General features: G+C 70.3%; 22 protein-coding genes. 16 read left to right on the top strand and 6 right to left on the bottom strand.

Translation table 11 applies throughout. The annotated features are described in order from the left end of the window. Positions 1-7: 7 nt before the first annotated feature. The gene (locus tag H565_RS0110435) at positions 8-1,027 is read right to left on the bottom strand and encodes an SDR family NAD(P)-dependent oxidoreductase (protein ID WP_027460979.1); all 1,020 of its coding nucleotides are present in this window, start codon (positions 1,025-1,027) and stop codon (positions 8-10) included. A 48-nt stretch (positions 1,028-1,075) separates the two neighbouring features. Between H565_RS0110435 and H565_RS0110430 the strand changes: the two genes are divergently transcribed. Genes H565_RS0110430 through H565_RS0110405 form a run of 6 tightly spaced genes read left to right on the top strand, consistent with a single transcriptional unit; the run spans position 1,076 to position 3,708 of the window. Further along, positions 1,076-1,423: a histidine triad nucleotide-binding protein gene (locus H565_RS0110430; RefSeq protein ID WP_027460978.1), complete on the top strand. Its 348-nt coding sequence runs from the start codon at positions 1,076-1,078 to the stop codon at positions 1,421-1,423. Then, positions 1,420-2,106 carry an HAD family hydrolase gene (locus tag H565_RS0110425; protein WP_027460977.1) on the top strand — a complete coding sequence of 229 codons (687 nt, stop codon included), beginning with the start codon at positions 1,420-1,422 and terminating at the stop codon, positions 2,104-2,106. Before H565_RS0110430 ends, H565_RS0110425 begins: the two co-directional genes overlap by 4 nt. A gap of 55 nt (positions 2,107-2,161) precedes the next feature. After that, positions 2,162-2,464: a PadR family transcriptional regulator gene (locus tag H565_RS0110420; RefSeq protein WP_027460976.1), complete on the top strand. Its 303-nt coding sequence runs from the start codon at positions 2,162-2,164 to the stop codon at positions 2,462-2,464. Beyond that, positions 2,461-2,952 (top strand): hypothetical protein, encoded by a 492-nt coding sequence (locus H565_RS0110415; RefSeq protein WP_027460975.1) that lies wholly within the window; start codon positions 2,461-2,463, stop codon positions 2,950-2,952. The genes H565_RS0110420 and H565_RS0110415 overlap by 4 nt, the downstream gene beginning before the upstream one ends. Further along, on the top strand, positions 2,949-3,137 hold the full coding sequence (locus H565_RS0110410) for a hypothetical protein (protein ID WP_027460974.1): 189 nt from the start codon (positions 2,949-2,951) through the stop codon (positions 3,135-3,137). Before H565_RS0110415 ends, H565_RS0110410 begins: the two co-directional genes overlap by 4 nt. Before the next feature lie 4 nt (positions 3,138-3,141). Continuing rightward, positions 3,142-3,708 (top strand): Uma2 family endonuclease, encoded by a 567-nt coding sequence (locus tag H565_RS0110405; protein ID WP_027460973.1) that lies wholly within the window; start codon positions 3,142-3,144, stop codon positions 3,706-3,708. 10 nt (positions 3,709-3,718) lie between these two features. On the opposite strand, the gene sdaAA is transcribed toward H565_RS0110405, so the two are convergent. From sdaAA to H565_RS0110385, 4 genes are all read right to left on the bottom strand, one after another. After that, the gene (gene sdaAA, locus H565_RS0110400; protein ID WP_027460972.1) at positions 3,719-4,603 is read right to left on the bottom strand and encodes an L-serine ammonia-lyase, iron-sulfur-dependent, subunit alpha; all 885 of its coding nucleotides are present in this window, start codon (positions 4,601-4,603) and stop codon (positions 3,719-3,721) included. Positions 4,604-4,710: 107 nt separating this feature from the next. Beyond that, on the bottom strand, positions 4,711-5,376 hold the full coding sequence (gene sdaAB, locus H565_RS0110395) for an L-serine ammonia-lyase, iron-sulfur-dependent subunit beta (RefSeq protein WP_027460971.1): 666 nt from the start codon (positions 5,374-5,376) through the stop codon (positions 4,711-4,713). A 97-nt stretch (positions 5,377-5,473) separates the two neighbouring features. Further along, the gene (locus tag H565_RS15115) at positions 5,474-5,686 is read right to left on the bottom strand and encodes a hypothetical protein (RefSeq protein ID WP_034409267.1); all 213 of its coding nucleotides are present in this window, start codon (positions 5,684-5,686) and stop codon (positions 5,474-5,476) included. A gap of 57 nt (positions 5,687-5,743) precedes the next feature. Continuing rightward, the gene (locus H565_RS0110385) at positions 5,744-6,976 is read right to left on the bottom strand and encodes a lycopene cyclase family protein (protein WP_027460970.1); all 1,233 of its coding nucleotides are present in this window, start codon (positions 6,974-6,976) and stop codon (positions 5,744-5,746) included. 130 nt (positions 6,977-7,106) lie between these two features. On the opposite strand from H565_RS0110385, the gene H565_RS0110380 reads away from it, so the two are divergent. Then, a complete protein-coding gene (locus tag H565_RS0110380) occupies positions 7,107-8,003 on the top strand; it encodes an alpha/beta hydrolase (protein WP_034409263.1) in 897 nt (298 codons plus the stop codon). A 4-nt stretch (positions 8,004-8,007) separates the two neighbouring features. Here the strand turns inward: H565_RS0110380 and recO are convergent, their stop codons facing one another. Next, positions 8,008-8,751 (bottom strand): DNA repair protein RecO, encoded by a 744-nt coding sequence (recO, locus tag H565_RS0110375; RefSeq protein WP_027460968.1) that lies wholly within the window; start codon positions 8,749-8,751, stop codon positions 8,008-8,010. Positions 8,752-8,971: 220 nt separating this feature from the next. Between recO and H565_RS0110370 the strand changes: the two genes are divergently transcribed. The 9 genes from H565_RS0110370 to H565_RS16450 all read left to right on the top strand — a co-directional run. Continuing rightward, positions 8,972-9,376 carry a hypothetical protein gene (locus H565_RS0110370; RefSeq protein ID WP_027460967.1) on the top strand — a complete coding sequence of 135 codons (405 nt, stop codon included), beginning with the start codon at positions 8,972-8,974 and terminating at the stop codon, positions 9,374-9,376. Between the two features lie 170 nt (positions 9,377-9,546). Beyond that, positions 9,547-10,020 carry an MgtC/SapB family protein gene (locus tag H565_RS0110365; protein ID WP_027460966.1) on the top strand — a complete coding sequence of 158 codons (474 nt, stop codon included), beginning with the start codon at positions 9,547-9,549 and terminating at the stop codon, positions 10,018-10,020. A gap of 133 nt (positions 10,021-10,153) precedes the next feature. Next, entirely contained in the window at positions 10,154-10,813 is a 660-nt protein-coding gene (locus H565_RS0110360) for a GntR family transcriptional regulator (RefSeq protein ID WP_027460965.1), read from the top strand. Next, positions 10,806-11,738, top strand: coding sequence for a proline dehydrogenase family protein (locus H565_RS0110355; RefSeq protein WP_027460964.1), 933 nt, complete (start codon positions 10,806-10,808; stop codon positions 11,736-11,738). Before H565_RS0110360 ends, H565_RS0110355 begins: the two co-directional genes overlap by 8 nt. Positions 11,739-11,751: 13 nt before the next feature. Further along, positions 11,752-12,183, top strand: coding sequence for a hypothetical protein (locus H565_RS0110350; RefSeq protein WP_027460963.1), 432 nt, complete (start codon positions 11,752-11,754; stop codon positions 12,181-12,183). Then, positions 12,176-13,747 carry an L-glutamate gamma-semialdehyde dehydrogenase gene (gene pruA, locus H565_RS0110345; protein WP_027460962.1) on the top strand — a complete coding sequence of 524 codons (1,572 nt, stop codon included), beginning with the start codon at positions 12,176-12,178 and terminating at the stop codon, positions 13,745-13,747. The genes H565_RS0110350 and pruA overlap by 8 nt, the downstream gene beginning before the upstream one ends. Positions 13,748-14,079: 332 nt before the next feature. Next, a complete protein-coding gene (locus H565_RS15110; protein ID WP_342663801.1) occupies positions 14,080-15,300 on the top strand; it encodes a S8 family serine peptidase in 1,221 nt (406 codons plus the stop codon). Between the two features lie 22 nt (positions 15,301-15,322). Then, on the top strand, positions 15,323-15,592 hold the full coding sequence (locus H565_RS0110335; RefSeq protein WP_027460961.1) for a transposase: 270 nt from the start codon (positions 15,323-15,325) through the stop codon (positions 15,590-15,592). A gap of 20 nt (positions 15,593-15,612) precedes the next feature. Next, positions 15,613-15,982: IS3 family transposase (locus H565_RS16450; protein WP_169726675.1), on the top strand; the 370-nt coding region annotated here is incomplete at its 3' end.

Raw genomic sequence — 15,982 nt, 5'->3', positions numbered from 1 at the left:
TTTCTATCTAAGTCGTCTCCGGCCTGAGCGTTGGGCCGCCTTCGTTCAGGTCGGCCTCGGCCCGCTGCTTGAGGGGGTTGCGGGCAGTGAGGGCCGTTTCCGCCTGAGAGCCAGGTACAGTGCGGGCACCCGGCACTGGAGCGGGGAGCAGACGCCCCCCCAGCGCGAGCAGGTCGGCGGTGAGCTGCGGGGCGAGGGCCTGGGCGTAGCGCAGCAGCAGCGCGGGACCGCCCACCATCGTCTCCGCGTCGCCGCGGACCAGGGCGTCCACGATGCGGCGGGCGGCTTCGGCAGCGTCCAGCGAGAGCACGGGCAGGTTGTCGACCGTGGCAAAGAGGGCATATTCCTTTTCGGCCTGCCCGGTCACCCCGGCGTGGCGGGGGCTGCCCGTGCGCATCAGGCCGGGGCAGACGGTGGTGACGCCCACCCCCTCGCGGGCGAGTTCGGCCCGCAGCGCCTGCCCCAACCCGGTCACGGCGAACTTGCTTACCGAGTAGGGCGCGAGGTGCGGCACCGCCACCTTGCCCCCCACGGACGCCACGATAAGGACCCGCCCTCCCCGCGCCCGCAAGAAGGGCAGCGCGGCCCGCGTCAGCCGCAGCGGCGCGAGGGCATTGACCTCCAGCGACTCGCGGAAATCGTTCTCGGCCATGTTCTCCAGCGGCCCGACGGTGATGATTCCGGCGTTGTTGACGACCACGTCGAGGCGCCCGTGGTGGCGGTTGGCCTCCTCGACGGCGCGGCGCACGTCGGCCTCTGCGGTCACGTCGCCCGTCACGGTGTGCACGGCGGCCCCCCGGCCCCGCAGGTCGGCGGCGGCGCGGTCGAGGTCGGCGGCGGTGCGGGCCAGCAGGGTGAGCCTGGCCCCCCGCGCCGCGAACTCGCGGGCCAGCGCCAGGCCGAGGCCCCGCGCCCCGCCGCTGATAAGCACGCTGCGCCCCCGCAGGTCAAAAGGTGGACTCAGCAGGCGGCGGGCGCTCAGCAGGCCCACCCCGGCGGCCAACAGCAGACGCTTGGGCACTCTCATGCCCTGAGTGTGCCCGCCTCCCGCGCCCAAACTGCCTAGAGTAAAGGCATGGACAATGCACCGGCCCCCACCCTCTTTGAGCGCATCATCGCCCGCGAGCTGCCTTCGGACATCGTGTACGAGGACGAGCGCTTCATCGCCATCCGCGACATCGCGCCCAAAGCCCCCATTCACCTGCTGGTGATTCCGAAACGGGTCACGGCCCGCCTCGACGAACTCACCGACCCCGCCGAGATGGGCGAGCTGTGGCTCACCGCCGTGCGGGTGGCCCGGCAGCACGCCGCTGACTTCCGGCTCGCCGTGAACTGCGGGGCCGGGGCCGGGCAGATGGTCTTTCATACCCACATTCATGTCCTGGCCGGGTGGGACGGAGCACCAGAAAGCGACGTGCCGTGACGTTCCAGCCCTTTGAGGCGGTCCTCTTCGACCTCGACGGGGTGCTCGTCGACAGCGAGGAACTGGCGAGCGGGGTGTGGGTAGAGTTGCTCGCCGAGCATGGGCTGACGCTGGACCGCGCCGGGTTCCTGCGCCGGGCGGTGGGGAGCAGCCACGCGGCCCTCCTGGACTGGCTGCGGGCCGAGTACGGCTGGGAGCGGCCAGAGGGCTTTCTCCCCGAACTGGGCGCGCGGTTGGCCGGGGCCTTTCACGCGACCCCCGCCATCGAGGGCGCTGCCGACACGCTGCGGGCGCTGCGGCACGCCGGGTTGCCCTTTGCAGTGGCGAGCAACAGTCTGCGCTCGCGGCTGCACCTCAAGCTGGAGGCGGCGGGCCTCGCGCTGCTGGTGGGCGAGCACGCCTACGACCCCGCCCATGTAGGGGGAAGGGGCAAGCCGCTACCCGACCTCTACGCCCACGCCGCCGAGCGGTTGAGGGTCTCCCCCGCCCGCTGCCTCGTCGTGGAGGACAGCGTGACGGGCGTGCGGGCGGGGGTGAGCGTTGGGGCGACCGTGTGGGGCCTTCTCGCGGGCGGGCATGTCCACCCCGACAGTGGGGCGGCGCTGCGGGAGACCGGAGCCGCACGCGTGCTGGCGGGGCACGGGGAGCTGCGGGCGGCGCTGGGGCTGACGGTCGTGGCGTAAGGACAGGGGGGATGTCTCCCTTGACTTCAAACTCTACATAAGTCGAAGATAGGCTATGCCCCGATCCCCGAACGTCAGTCCGCACACCCGCGCCGTTCTCCAGACGCTGCTGACGGCGCACCCCGCGCCCAGCTACGGCTACGACCTCAGCCGGGCGACGGGCTTGAAGAGTGGCACCCTCTACCCCATCCTCCAGCGGCTGCACGCGCAGGGGTATCTGGCGGCGGACTGGGCAACCTCGCCGCACCCCGGCAAACCGCCGCGCCATATCTATACGCTGACGGCAGAGGGGCTGCGGCTGGCGCGGGAGAACGGGGAGAGGCGGGCGGCGGGGCCGCTGAAGGAGGGGCTGGCATGAGACCGGACGAGTGGCAAAAGGCCATGGAGCACGAGGCGGCGAGTGTGGAGGATCAGGGGTGGGCGCGGGAGACGAGGCGGGCGGCCTGGCTCCTGGGATGGCCGCGTGCCGTGGGCGTGAGCGCGGCTGTCTTTGCGGCACTGGGCTGCGGTCAGGTCACCGGACTCCTGCTCTGGCCGCAGGCGCAGGCCTGGCCCCACCTGTGGACGGCGACCATGCTGGCAGTCGGAGCGCTGTCGCTGGTGCTGGGCCGGTGCGGTGTTCGCGACTGGGCAGTGGCGCTGGGCACAGCCGCCTTCCTGCCCGCCGCGTGGATGACCGTGCTGACGCTGCAAGCCCTCTGGCCGACCCAGGCGCCGATGACACCAGGCTTCTCCGACGACAGCTTCCGAATAGCCGTGCTGATGGTCATCGCTTGGAATGGGGCTGGACTCGCCCACAGGCTGTCCGACCTCCGGCCCCCGCGCCGCAAGCGTCAGGCCACATGACCCTCTACGCCTGGCACCAGGCCATGCACTACGAAGCCGACGCCTCCCCCGACCCCACCTGGGCCGCCAACACCCGCCGCGCCGCCCGCCGCCTGCGCTGGAGTCGCCAACCGAACTGGGGCCGTGGCTGGCGCTGGTGGGCGCGGGGATGGCAGCGCTTCTCAACCCGGACCAACGTAAAATGACCCCATGACGGACGCCGTCCCAAAGGCCATGAGCGAGGCTGAGTACCTCCGCACCGAGCGCGAGAGTCCCCTCAAGCGCGAGTATGTGGGCGGCTTCGTATACCCGCTGCACGCCCAGGCGGGGGCGAGCGGGGAACATGTGCGCATCAGTCTCCGGATTGCGGCGGCGCTGCTGCCTGACGCCGACCGCTTGGGCTGCCGCCTCTACCAGTCGGACATGAAGCTGTACGTTCCGGGCGACGCGAGCTACTTCTACCCGGATGTCATGCTGGTCTGCGGCGGGGATGTCCCTGACCGCTACTACGAAGTAGCGCCCTGTTTCCTCGCCGAAGTCCTCTCCGGCAGCACCGCCCACAACGACCGCCGCCACAAGTACGCCGCCTACACCGACATTCCCAGCCTCCAGACTTACCTGATTGTGTCCCAGGAAGAGCGCTACGTGGTGGAATACCAGCGCACGCCGGGCGGCTGGCAGATGCGCGAGCACCGGGGGGGGGGCGAGGCCAGCGTGCCCTGCCTGGGGCGCACGCTGCGGCTGGAGGAAATCTACCGGGGCGTGCTGGAGGGGTAGTTCCCTGGCCTCACACCACCGGCAGCTCGGTCATGCCGCCCTCTTCCTCGCGGCCCTCCATGCGGGCGGCCACGGCCCGTCCGGTGGGCGTTTGGGCGAGGCCCCCTTCCGCCGTTTCGCGGAGTTCGGGGGGCATCAGGCGGCCCACCGAGGCCATCGCGCCGACCACCTCGTCGGGCGGGATAAAGGATTCGAGCTGCGCCAGGGCGAGCTGCGCCGCGCTGACCGCGTGCACCGCGAAGAACGCGTTGCGGCTCACGCAGGGCACCTCCACGTAGCCCCCCACCGGGTCGCACACCAGCCCGATGGTGTTCATCAGGGCGAGGGAGGCGGCGTGGACGGCGGCGCGGGGGGTGCCCCCCAGCAGCTCCACGATGGCGGCGGCGGCCATCGCGGCGCTGGAGCCAATCTCGGCCTGACAGCCCCCCGCCGCGCCGGAAATGTACATCCGCCCGCTGATGGCCTGGCCCACCCCGGCAGCGAGAATCATGGGGTCAACAAGCCGCTCGTCGGGAAGGCCAAGGTGGTCCGCCACGCCGAGCAAAGCCCCCGGAATGGTGCCCGCGCTGCCCGCCGTAGGCGCGGCGACAATGCGGCCCATGCGGGCGTTTTCCTCATTGACGGCCATCGCGTAGGCCTGCACCCGCCTCAGCAGAGGGGCGTTCAGCGCGTCCGGGGCGTCCCACAAGCCTTTGGCGTTCCAGCCCACCATCCCGGTGATGCTCTTGGCGTCCGAGGCCAGCCCCCGCTCGATAGAAGCCCGCATCTCTCCGATGCGGCGGCGCATCTCGGCGCGAACCTCGGCGGGGTCGAGGCCCGTTTCGGCGCAGTCGCGCGCCAGCACCCACGCGGAGGCGGGGGCGGGGGCGTTCATCAGGTCGTGCAGGGTGGTCATGGGGGGAGCCTCCTCCGGAGGGGTCGAGGGGTCGGGGGTCGAGCGGTCGAGGGGCAAGTTCTTGACTTCTGGACCTCTCGACGCCTCGACAGCGGCGAGAGCCGCTCTCAGCCGTCCATCAACTTGGGCAGCAGCCGCACCCAATCGGCGTCGGGCCAGCGGCGCAAGAACGCCAGCGCTTCGGGGCTGAGGGGGGCGTCGAGTTCGATGGCAACGAGGGCCTGCCCGCCCCGCGCCGCGCGGGTGCAGGTGAGAGCAGCGATGTTGACCCCATCGGCGGCAATCGTGGCCGCGATGCGGGCAATCATGCCCACCGCGTCGGTGTAGCGCATCAGCAGGGTGGGGGCCGCCCCGCTGAAGTGCACGCCCAGGCCCTGCACGTGGGTCACCAGGATGACGCCGCCCCCCGTCGAACTGCCCTGCACGGTCACCCGCTGCGTCTCTCTCTCCACCTCGATGTGGGCGGTGTTGGGGTGCACGTCGCCGAGGTCCACGTCACGAAACTCGACGGTCAGCCCGGCAGCCTGCGCTTCCTGGAAGGCGCGGGGCAACCGGGGGTCGTCGGGGGCGTAGCCCAGCAGCCCCGCGACCAGCGCGAGGTGGGTGCCGTGGCCCCGGCCCGTCTTGGCAAAGCTGGCGTGCAGCCCGATGGTGGCCCGGCGCGGGGCCTCGCCCAGCAGGTGATGGGCAACCAGCCCCAGGCGGCAGGCCCCCGCCGTATGGCTGCTGCTCGGCCCCACCATCACCGGGCCGATCATGTCGAGGAGGGACATAGGGGCAGTATAGGCAACCCCCATGAGACGCGTCCGGAGCACGGGGACGGGGGAAGGCCGCCGCCCCACCCGGAGCGGCGGCCCATGTGGGACGGCCTTACTGGTCTTCGCTCCCGTCCGTCATGTCCGCGAGGTTCTCGCGCAGCTCTTCGAGCTTGTCCTGTCCGGCTCCCTGCGAGAGACCGTTGGCGTCCATGTTGCCGGTCGCGCCCTGCATGCCTTCCTCGACGAGTTCGGTTTGGTTGGTCGCGTAGGTGTGGCCCTGGTCTTGGGTGGGGTCGCTGCCGTTGCGGGTGCGGTTATCGGTCATGTCCCAGGGTGGGCCGAGCGGGGGCAGGGGCGGATGTGGGGGAGGTGGCGGCAAGTCTTAATCCAGCGCCGAGAGGAGCGCCCGGCCACTTGCCCCCGGCTGCCCCAGCGCGGCGCGGGCAAGAGGGAAGCGCACCCGGTTCGGCACGTGAGCGAAGAGCCGCAGCATGGTGCGGGCCAGTGCCCCCGCCTCCGTGCGCGGGGCGAGAAAGCTGTGCCACTGCGCGGCGGGCAGGCGAAAAAAGGCGGAGAAGAAGTCCGGCAGGGCGTCCCCCGGCAGCCCTAGCAGCGCGTCTACCCCCAGCAGGGCGACCTCACGGGCGGCGCGGCGCTGGGGGGGCCACAGGGCTTCCCACCCGGCGCGGGCGGCGGCAGCGGGACCGCACGTGGCGAGCGTGTCTGCGACCGCCCCCGCCACTACGGGCGCGTCCGCGAGCGCTCCAGCCACCTGAAACCCGCTCACCGGATGCACCAGCCCCGCCGCCGACCCGAACGCCAGCCAGGGACCGGGCCGGGGGGCCGCCGCGTTCATCGGAAAAGCGACCCACTCGACGTGCTCGACCTCCTGCGGGGGTGTTCCCTGCGCGGCGAGGCGGGCACGCAGACGCTCACGCAGGAGGGAGCGGGAGAGGCCGGGCCGGGCGATGAGGCTGGTTTCCTCGACGAGATAGCGGTCCCCGCCCAGGTGCATGGTGTAGAGAAAGGTCGGCGCGGCGCGGACCTCGGCGGAGGGGAGGTGCCCGGCGCGGTAATCCATCCACACCATGCCGCCGGGTGGGCCAGGGGGACGCTCAAAGCGGGCGACCAGCCCGTAAGCCGTCTGGAGGGCCGCACCCCCCGGACGAACCGGGGCCGCCAGACCTCCGCCGTGCCCCCCCGCGTCCACGACAACCGCTGCCCGCCACGTCTCGCCGCCCGCCCCGCGCACCGCCCAGCCCTCCCCCACCCGCTCTGCCCCGGTGACCCGGCCCCGCGTCCAGCACAAGCTCCCCCCCGCCCGCGTGAGCAAGCCCTCCAGCAGCCGGGCATTGTCGAAAAGGGCGTAGGGCCGCACCAGGGGCGTGGCTCCGGCCCCAGTGTAGACGCGCACGTCGCTCCAGACCTGGGCGAGGGCGGGGCGGGCGGGCGCGGGCACCTCGTCCAGCCACGCCCCGTAGGTCGCCGGAAAGGGGCGGGGCGGGTGGGGGGCCACCAGGCGCACGCGCAGGCCACGGGCGGCGCACTCGGCCCCCAGCGCCACCCCCGCCGGGCCGCCCCCCACAACGAGCACGTCCGTTCCCCCCCCGGTCATAGGCCGCAGGCTAGCGCGGGTCGGGGGCGCGGGAGTGTGGGGGTTCCTGCGGCCCGGCTCAAGGTCCGCTCAAGCCCGACTGTGCCCCCTGCGCCAGCCCCGCTGTCCCAGGCCCGCTAGCCTCCTCCCTATGCTTGTCCGTCTGTTTTCGCCCCGCCGCCTGTGGCCCGGTCTGGGCCTCCTCGCCCTGGGCCTCGGCCTGAGTGCCTGCGCGGTCCGCAGCACCGGAGACGGTGCCCAGGGCCTCCTCAATGCCCTGGTGAGCACCCGTGGCCTGGAGGTTACCCGCGACGAGCGGTACGGCCCCGACCCCCGCAACGTGCTCGACGTGTACGCGCCGCCCGGCGTGCAGAATGCCCCGGTGGTCCTCTTTATCCACGGCGGTTCGTGGCAAGAAGGCGACAAGGCGGGGTACGAGTTTGTCGGCGAGAGCCTCGCGCGGGCAGGGTACGTGACGGGCGTGATGAACTACCGCCTCGCGCCGCAACACCGCTACCCGGCCTACATCCAGGACGCCGCCGCCGCCCTGAGGTGGATGCGCGACCACGCGGGCAAGTTCGGCGGCAACCCCGACAACCTCTTTGTGACCGGGCACTCGGCGGGGGCCTTTAACGCGGTCGAGACGGTCGTCAACGAGCGCTGGCTGCGGGAAGCGGGCGTGCCCACCAGCGCGGTGCGCGGGGTGGTGGGCATCGCGGGGCCGTACTCCTACGACTTCCGCTCCTTCCAAAGCCGGGTCGCCTTTCCGGAGGGCAGCACCCCCGACGAGGTCATGCCCGACCGCCACGTCCGCCCGGATGCGCCCCCGCACCTGCTGCTCGTTGCGGAAAATGACACCACCGTTCACCCGCAAAACGCCCTGAACATGGAAGCCGCCCTGCGGCGGGCCGGGGTCCCGGTGACCCGCACGGTCCTGCCGCGCCTCAACCACATCACCGTGGTGGGGGCGCTCGCCCGGCCCCTGACCTTTCTGGGGGGGACGCGGCAGGCGGTGCTCGACTTTATCGAGAACCACCGTTTGCGCTGAGCGCTTAGCCCCGCTCGGTCTGAGCGACCGCCCGCGACGGCACGAGTTGCCGCCAGCTGTGCACTCCGCCCACCTGCACGGTCACAAAGCGCTCCAACGCCCGCCACAGCGCGGGCCGCTCGTCTTCCGGGACGGGGTGCTCCATGCTGGCCCGCACGGGGCGGCGCACGGCGTTTTGCAGGAAGTCCAGGCTGGCGGGGGGATAGGCGGGCAGGCTGGCGCAGCCGCCGCACAGCAGTTGGCCCCCCAGGGGGTCGGGGTGTGCGGGGTCAGGAGCGCCGCAGCGGGCGCAGCGGGCGGTCTGGAGGACGAAGCCCGCCAGCCCCAGCAGCTTATGGCTCATGACCAGCGCCACCCATTCGGGGTCGGGCTGGTGCGAGATGCCGCGCAGCGCCCCGGCAAAGAGGTCAAACGCCTGCTCCGAGAACTCGCCCTCCTGAAACAGGGCGTCGGCGAGTTCGGCCATCAGGTGCGCGAAGGCGTAGCGCTCCGGCTCGGCCAAGCGGGGCAGCGCCCCTTCCAACACCGCCTGCTGCACGGTGGCGAGGTCGGCCTGCGGGGTTTGGTAAAGCTGCACGCCCACGTGATGAAAGAGGTTCAGGCGGCTCCTCAGCGCCCCCCGCACGCCCCCCCGCGCGATGGCCTTGACCTTGCCCTGGGGGGTCAGCAGCGTCACGATGATGTCCCCGGCAGGCGTGACCCGCCGCCGAATCACGACCCCGCTGCGGTTGGCGCTGCGCATTCTCACAGCCAGGAGTCTAGAGCGGCGCAAAGGGGGCGGGAGGGACGGGGGGCACGGTTGGGGGAAGCAGCCAGGAGCCAGCCGCCAGCGACCAGACACTCTAGACAGCACGAGGCTCGCGCTCTGGCTGCCCTCCTGCTGGCTGCTGGTCGCTGGTCACTGGCCGCTTCCCCTGGGTGCCGCGTCCCACCTTCCGCCCCCGGCCCCCTCCCGTACACTCGGCCCCATGAGCGACACGCCCCCCAAGAACCACAGCGCCCGCGACGTGTTGCGGGAACTGTTTCCGGAGTCGTACCGCGAACTGTTCGGAGAGGCCCAGGAGCAGGATTCCCCCCCCACCCTGGGCCTTTACCCGGTGGCTGACGGGCGGCTCGCGCTCGTGCAGGGGGGTCAACTCGCCGAGTTTAGCCCCCTTGACCCCAAGGGCAACAAGGCCCTGCACTGCGACCTGTGCCACTTCACCCGCTCGCGCCAGGAGGCGGCCTTTTACCGGGTCACGGTGGCCGCGCGGCGCACCCGCTACGTGACCCTGTGCTTGGACACAGCAGCTTGCCAGCGCCGGGCCGGAACACGTGGCTTGGCGCAACTTGCGGACCGCATCTTTCCCATCGAGCCGAGCTACGCGGACTGAGCGCGGCCTGAGACGGAGGTTCTCCGCCGCCCATGGGTACTTTTTGCGGCGCTGCGAGTTCCGGGGGGTGGGAGTGACCTCCAGAGCAGCAGCGCAAGCCGGGAGCCAACCGGCCAGAGCCTGGTCAACTTCGCGTCCCCAGCGCCCTGTACACCCTGTACTCTGCGGGGATGGAAGCGCTCTGGGAGGAGGTGCGGCTGATGCAGGGGCTGCTGGTCGCATTTGTTCTGAGTGGCCTCATCGGCTGGGAGCGCGAGCGGCTGGGCCGGGGTGCGGGGCTGCGAACTTACATCCTCATCGGGGTCAGCGCGGCCCTCTTCGTGGTGCTCGCCGACACGCTCATCGTGCGTTTCGCGGATGACTCCGAGCTGGTGCGCTTTGACCTGGTGGGGGTGCTGGGAGCGGTCGTCAGCGGGGTGAGTTTTCTGGGAGCGGGGGCCATCTTCTCGGACCGTAGCAGCGGGCAGGCCAAGGGACTCACGACCGCTGCCGGGATGCTGGCGACTGCCGGGGTGGGCGTGGCCTGCGGCCTGCACCTGTACGTGCTGGCGACTGGGGCGACCCTGCTGTTTCTTTTTACCCTGGGCATCCTGGGGCGGCTCACCGACCGCCACAAGCACGAGGCCAGCGACCGGGGCTTCTGACTTTCGTCTCTCGCGCCGCTCGGCCTGAACAAGAAAACCTGCTGCACCGGAATCCGGATGACCCCAGCCCACCCGCTGGGCCACCCCTCCCCTCACCCACCCAGGGTGCCCGCCGATTGGATACAATATCCAAGTGCCTTCCTCTTTCGAGCGCCCTTCCCTGGTGCGGGACGGGGTGTATGACCACCTGCGCCGCGCGGTGCTGGACGGCGAGCTGTTGCCCGGCGAGCGCCTGGCCGAGGCCGAGCTGTGCGGGCGGCTGGGCGTGAGCCGGACCCCGGTGCGCGAGGCGGTGATGCGCCTGACGCAAGAAGGACTGCTCGTCGCCGAGGCGAATAGGGGGGTGCGGGTGCGCCAGCTCAGCGCCGAGGAAGCCCGCGCCACCTACGTGGTGCGCGAGGAACTCGACGGGCTGGCGGCGGCGCTGGCGGCGGCCAACCACACCGCCGAGGACGCCCGGCACCTGCGGGAGGCACTCGCCCGGCTCGGCGCGGCGGGGGCGGAGGACTACCGGACCCAGACCCGGCTGGACCTCGCCTTTCACGCGGCGGTGACGGCGGCGGCGCACAACCTTCCCCTCGCGGAGCTGGCCCGCAGCCTGGAGCAGCGGGTGGCCCTCATCAAGCACCAGACCCGCACCTACAACGCCCACCCGGACACGGCGGCGGGGCACGCGGCGATTCTCGCGGCGGTCCTCGCCCGCGACGCGGCGGCAGCCCGCGAAGCCGCTCGGCAGCATGTCCGCACCTTTGCCCCCCTCGTTCTCCAAGACCTCGGAGCCTCTCATGCTTGACCAGCTCTACCGCAAGGCCGTCCTGACCGTCTCAGGACAGAAGTTCGTCGAAGACCTCGTGCGCTCGCGTGGGTGGGGCATGGCCCAGCGCTTCGTGGCGGGCGAGGACACCGCCTCGGCCATCCGCGCCGTGCAGGACCTGGCCAGAGACGGGATTCTCGGCAACCTCGACCTGCTGGGCGAGTTCGTCGCGACGCCCGCTGCCGCCAACGACTTTGCCGAGAAGGTCCTTCACCTCCTGGACGAGGCGCACGCGGCGGGCCTGACCCCCTACGTCAGCGTGAAGCTCTCCAGCGTGGGCCAGGGGCAGACCGCAGGCGGCGAAGACCTCGGTCTCGTGAACGCGCGGCGCATCGTGGGGCGGGCCAAGGCGTACGGCGGCTTCGTGTGCCTGGACATGGAAGACCACACCCGCGTCGACCAGACCCTCGCGCAGTTTCGGGTGCTCGTGGGCGAGTTTGGGCGCGAGCATGTCGGCACGGTGCTCCAGAGCTACCTCTACCGCTCGGAGGCCGACCGCGACAGCCTCGACGACCTGCGGCCCAACCTGCGCATCGTGAAGGGCGCGTACCTCGAACCCCCCAGCGTCGCCATGCCCCACAAGGCTGATGTGGACGCGAGTTACCGCCGCCTCGTGTACGCGCACCTGAAGGCCGGGAACTACGTCAACGTCGCCACCCACGACGAATCCATCATCGAGGACGTGAAGATGTACGCCCTCGCACACGGCATCAGCAAAGATGCCTTCGAGTTCCAGATGCTCTACGGCATCCGCCGCGACCTGCAACAGGCGCTCGCCCGCGAGGGCTACCGGGTGCGGGCCTACATCCCCTACGGGCGCGACTGGTACCCCTATTTTTCGCGCCGCATCGCGGAGACGCCGCGCAACGCCCTCTTCGTGCTGCGCGGGATGCTCAAGGGCTAAGAGGGCAGCGGGCGTGCTCTATCCCGACCCCGGCCATATCAACGGCTTTTACCTGGGCCAGTTTCTGGGGATGCTGAGCTGGCGGCCCGGCCAGGCGGGGCACCCGCTGACCTACCTCGACCCGGACAGCGAGGTGGGGCTGGACACGCTCGCGGCGCTGCTGCTGCCGCACCTCGACGCCCTGGGCGAAGCGCAGGAGGCGGCGCTCGCCCGCACCTGGGCCTCCGCCCTGCACGAGTTCGATGACCGCGACCTGGGCTGGTTCCTGCTGGGCCGCCTGCCCGAACCGCCCCGGCACCCCCGCGCCTTTCTCGCAGGTCTGGCCCGCCGCCTCTTTCCGGGTGGCCTCCCCGACCCTGACCCCCACGCCCGGCGGCTCGACCGCCCGCAGGATTCCCTCTTTGAACTGCTGCCCCCCCACTCCCCCGGAGGACCCCATGATTAAAGTTCAGGATTACCGCCCGCAGCCCTTTACCGACTTCACCCAGCCGGAGAACATTCAGGCCTACGAGCAGGCGCTGAAGAAAGTCCGCGCCGAACTCGTCGGCAAGCACTCCCCCCTCGTTATCAATGGCGAGCGGGTGGACACCGCCGAGCGGCTGACCTCCCTCAACCCTTGCGACACCGCAGAGGTCGTGGGCACGACCGCGAAAGCCACCATCGAAGACGCGCAGCGTGCCCTGCAAGGGGCCTGGCAAGCCTGGGAGAGCTGGAAGCGCTGGGACATGGACGCCCGCGCCCGGATTCTGCTGAGGGCCGCCGCCATCCTCAAGCGCCGCCGCCTCGAAGCCTGCGCCCTGATGACCCTGGAGGTCGGCAAGAACTACGCCGAAGCCGACGTAGAGGTCGCCGAGGCCATCGACTTTCTGGAGTACTACGCCCGCAGCGCGATGAAGTACGCGGGCTTCGGGGCCGCCGAGACGACCTGGTTTGAGGGCGAAGAAAACGGGCTGCTGTACCAGCCCATCGGGGTGGGCGTCTCCATCAGCCCCTGGAACTTCCCCTGCGCCATCTTTATCGGAATGGCCGCCGCGCCCATCGTGGCCGGGAACTGCGTGGTCGCCAAGCCCGCTGAGGACGCGGGCCTCATCGCAGGCTTCATGGTCGACATCATGCTCGAAGCGGGGCTGCCCGCCGGGGTGCTTCAGTTCCTGCCGGGGGTGGGCAAGGAGGTCGGCGAGTTCCTCACGACCCACCCCAAGACGCGCTTCATCACCTTTACCGGGTCGCGGGCGGTCGGTCTACACATCAATGAGGTCGCCGCGAAGACGGTGCCCGGCCAGAAGTGGATTAAAAAGGTCATCCTCGAACTCGGCGGCAAGGACGCGATGATTGTGGACGAAACCGCCGACCTCGATGTCGCCGTCACCGCTGCCCTCCAGGGGGCCTTCGGCTTCAACGGCCAAAAGTGCTCGGCCATGAGCCGTCTGATTGTGGTCGACGAGGTCTACGACCGGGTGGTCAACGCCTTTGTGGAACGCGCGAAGGCCCTGCGAGTGGGCACCGCCGAGGAGAACGCCCCCGTCACCGCCGTGGTCAACCAGATGAGCTTCGACAAAATCAGTGGCTACCTGGAGCTGGCCCCGCAGGAAGGCCGAGTGCTGCTCGGCGGCCAACCCCTGGGCGAAGCGAACGGCAAGAAGGGCTATTACATCCAGCCCACCGTGGTGGGCGACGTGGACCCCAAAGCCCGCCTCGCGCAGGAGGAGATTTTTGGGCCAGTCGTCAGCGTGCTGCGGGCGCGAGACTGGAATCACGCCCTGGACATCGCCAACTCGACCGAGTACGGGCTGACGGGCGGCGTGTGCAGCACCAAGCGCGAGCGACTGGAGCAAGCGCGGCACGAGTTTGAAGCCGGGAACCTCTACTTCAACCGCAAGATTACCGGGGCCATCGTGGGGGTGCAGCCCTTTGGCGGCTACTTCATGAGCGGCACCGACTCCAAGGCGGGTGGCCCGGACTATCTGGCCAACTTCTTGCAACTCAAGAGCGTGACCGAGCGCTGGTAAGGGAGCGGTCAGCGGTGGGGGCGGGGCGTCTTTGGGCGGCCCGCCCTCCTCCGTTGTAGGCGGTGCGAGGGGGCGGGCGCAACAGGATAGACGGCGGGGCGGGCCTGCGGGGCGAACTTGCACCCACCTACCGGAGCGTGATGCGCCCTGGACATTCAAACGGGCGTGTTTTTTGACTCTCTCCAGAGCCATCTAGACAGGGAGGCGACCGGGGACACACGGGACTCTGCTCTTCTTCACACACTTCAACTTTCGGGACATTCATCCCCACCAAGCCCCGCCGCGTGGCGGTGGGTGGGTCGCTCCCTTCTCCCGTCCCCGCTGAGGTTTCCATGACGCACACCCGCACCCTGCTCGCCGCCACCCTCGCCCTGACGCTCGCCGCCTGTGGGCAGCAGGCCCAGGTCCCGGCCCCCGTGGCTGGGGCGCCCGCCCCCGCTGCCGACGAAGCCATTCCCGGCGCGTACCTGGTGGGCTTCCGGGAGGGCGGGCTGGGTGCCCAGAGCCTCTCGGCCCAGGACCTCGCGGCGCAAGCGCAGCTTCAGGCGCAGGCGATTGCGGCGGCGGGGGGCGTGCTGACGAGCCAGTGGGCCGACATCAGCGCGGCGGCGGTGCGCCTCAGCCCCGAAGCGCTGCGGAAGCTGGAAGCCAACCCCCTGGTGGAGTACGTGGAACCCGACCTGAGGCGCGTCGCGCAGGGGCGGCGCAGCGGGGGCACGGACGCCGGAGCGGGGGGCGGCGGCCTGAGCGCCCAGGGCCTCTCGGCGCAGGCCACGCCCCTCTATACCCCCAGCGGCGAGTACACCTGGGGGGACAATGCCCTGCGGGTCGCGGACCTGCGGGCGGCGGGCCACACCGGGGCGGGGGTGGCGGTGTGCATCGGGGACACCGGGATTGACGGCAACCACCCGGAGTTCGGGCGCAAGCTCAGGGGCTTTAAGAACTTCACGGGCGAGGCCAACCGCAATGACCCCTACGCCCTCAATGACGTGAGCGGGCACGGCACCCACGTCGCCGGGACCATCTTTGCCCAGTACGGGGCGGGCACCGGGGCGAGCGGGCAGCAAAGCGGGATGGACGCCAACGGCGTGGGCGGCGTGGCACCGGGGGTCAACCTCTACATGGCCCGCGTGCTGGGGGACGACGGCTCCGGCTCGTCGAGCGGCATCATCAACGGGGTGAACTGGTGCGCCTCACAACTCAAGAGCCAGGGCGGGACGGAAAGCAAGGTCGTCATCAGCCTGTCCCTGGGCGGGGGCCGCGCCAGCCAGACCGAGCAGCGGGCCTACACCAGCGTCTATAACAAGGGTGCCCTGATTATCGCGGCGACGGGCAATGACGGAGCCGCCGTGTCCTACCCCGCCGCCTACACCAACGTAGTCGGCGTGGGGGCCATCGACAGCGCCGAGGCCAAGGCGGACTTTTCCAACTTCGGTTCGCAGGTAGACCTGGTCGGCCCCGGCGTGAGCGTGCTGAGTTCGGTGCCGCTGGTGGTCTGCTCCCCGAAAACTGGACGGTCAGGACTAGAGACTCAGGCTCGCCCCCAGCCCTAGGCTGGAAAGCGAGGCCACACCTATGAAAACCCGTCAGTTTTCCGAAGCCCAGATCGTCAAGCTGCTCCAGGACGCCAAAAAGGGCGAGAAGCCCGTCGAAGAGCTCTGCCGCGACCTGGGATGCAGCACCGCGTCCTACTACGCCTGGAAGAAGAAATACGGCGACACCAATGTCGACGAAGCCCGCAGGCTTCGTCGTCTGGAGAAGGAAAATGCCCGTCTCCTGCGGATCGTCGGCCAGCAGCGCCTCGAGATCGATGCGATGAGGGACGTGATTCAGAAAAAGCGGTAACGCCCACTGAGAAACGTGCCGTGGCAAGGCAACTCGTCACGGCACGGGTCAAGCCCGAACGGGCTTGTTTCCTGGTGGGCCTGCCCAAATCCACCTGGCATTACCAGACCAAACCGCGCCAGGACGACGAACTCCGGCAACGCATCCGTGAGCTGGCCCTGCTCCATCCACGGCGGGGCTACCGGTTCATTCACGCCCTGCTGCTTCAGGAAGGACGACACCTCAATCGGAAGAGGGTTCGGCGCATCTGGCGTGAGGAGGCGCTAACGGTGGGGGCCAAGGTCCGCAGGAAGATCCGCACTGGCACGTCCATTCCCATGCAGGCGGAGTTCCCCGTGGTCTGCTCCCCGAAAACTGGACGGTCAGGACTAGAGACTCAGGCTCGCCCCC

It is taken from the genome of Deinococcus murrayi DSM 11303 (assembly GCF_000482805.1).
In the GTDB taxonomy this organism is placed as follows: domain Bacteria; phylum Deinococcota; class Deinococci; order Deinococcales; family Deinococcaceae; genus Deinococcus; species Deinococcus murrayi.
This window is presented reverse-complemented; position numbering and strand designations above follow the sequence as displayed.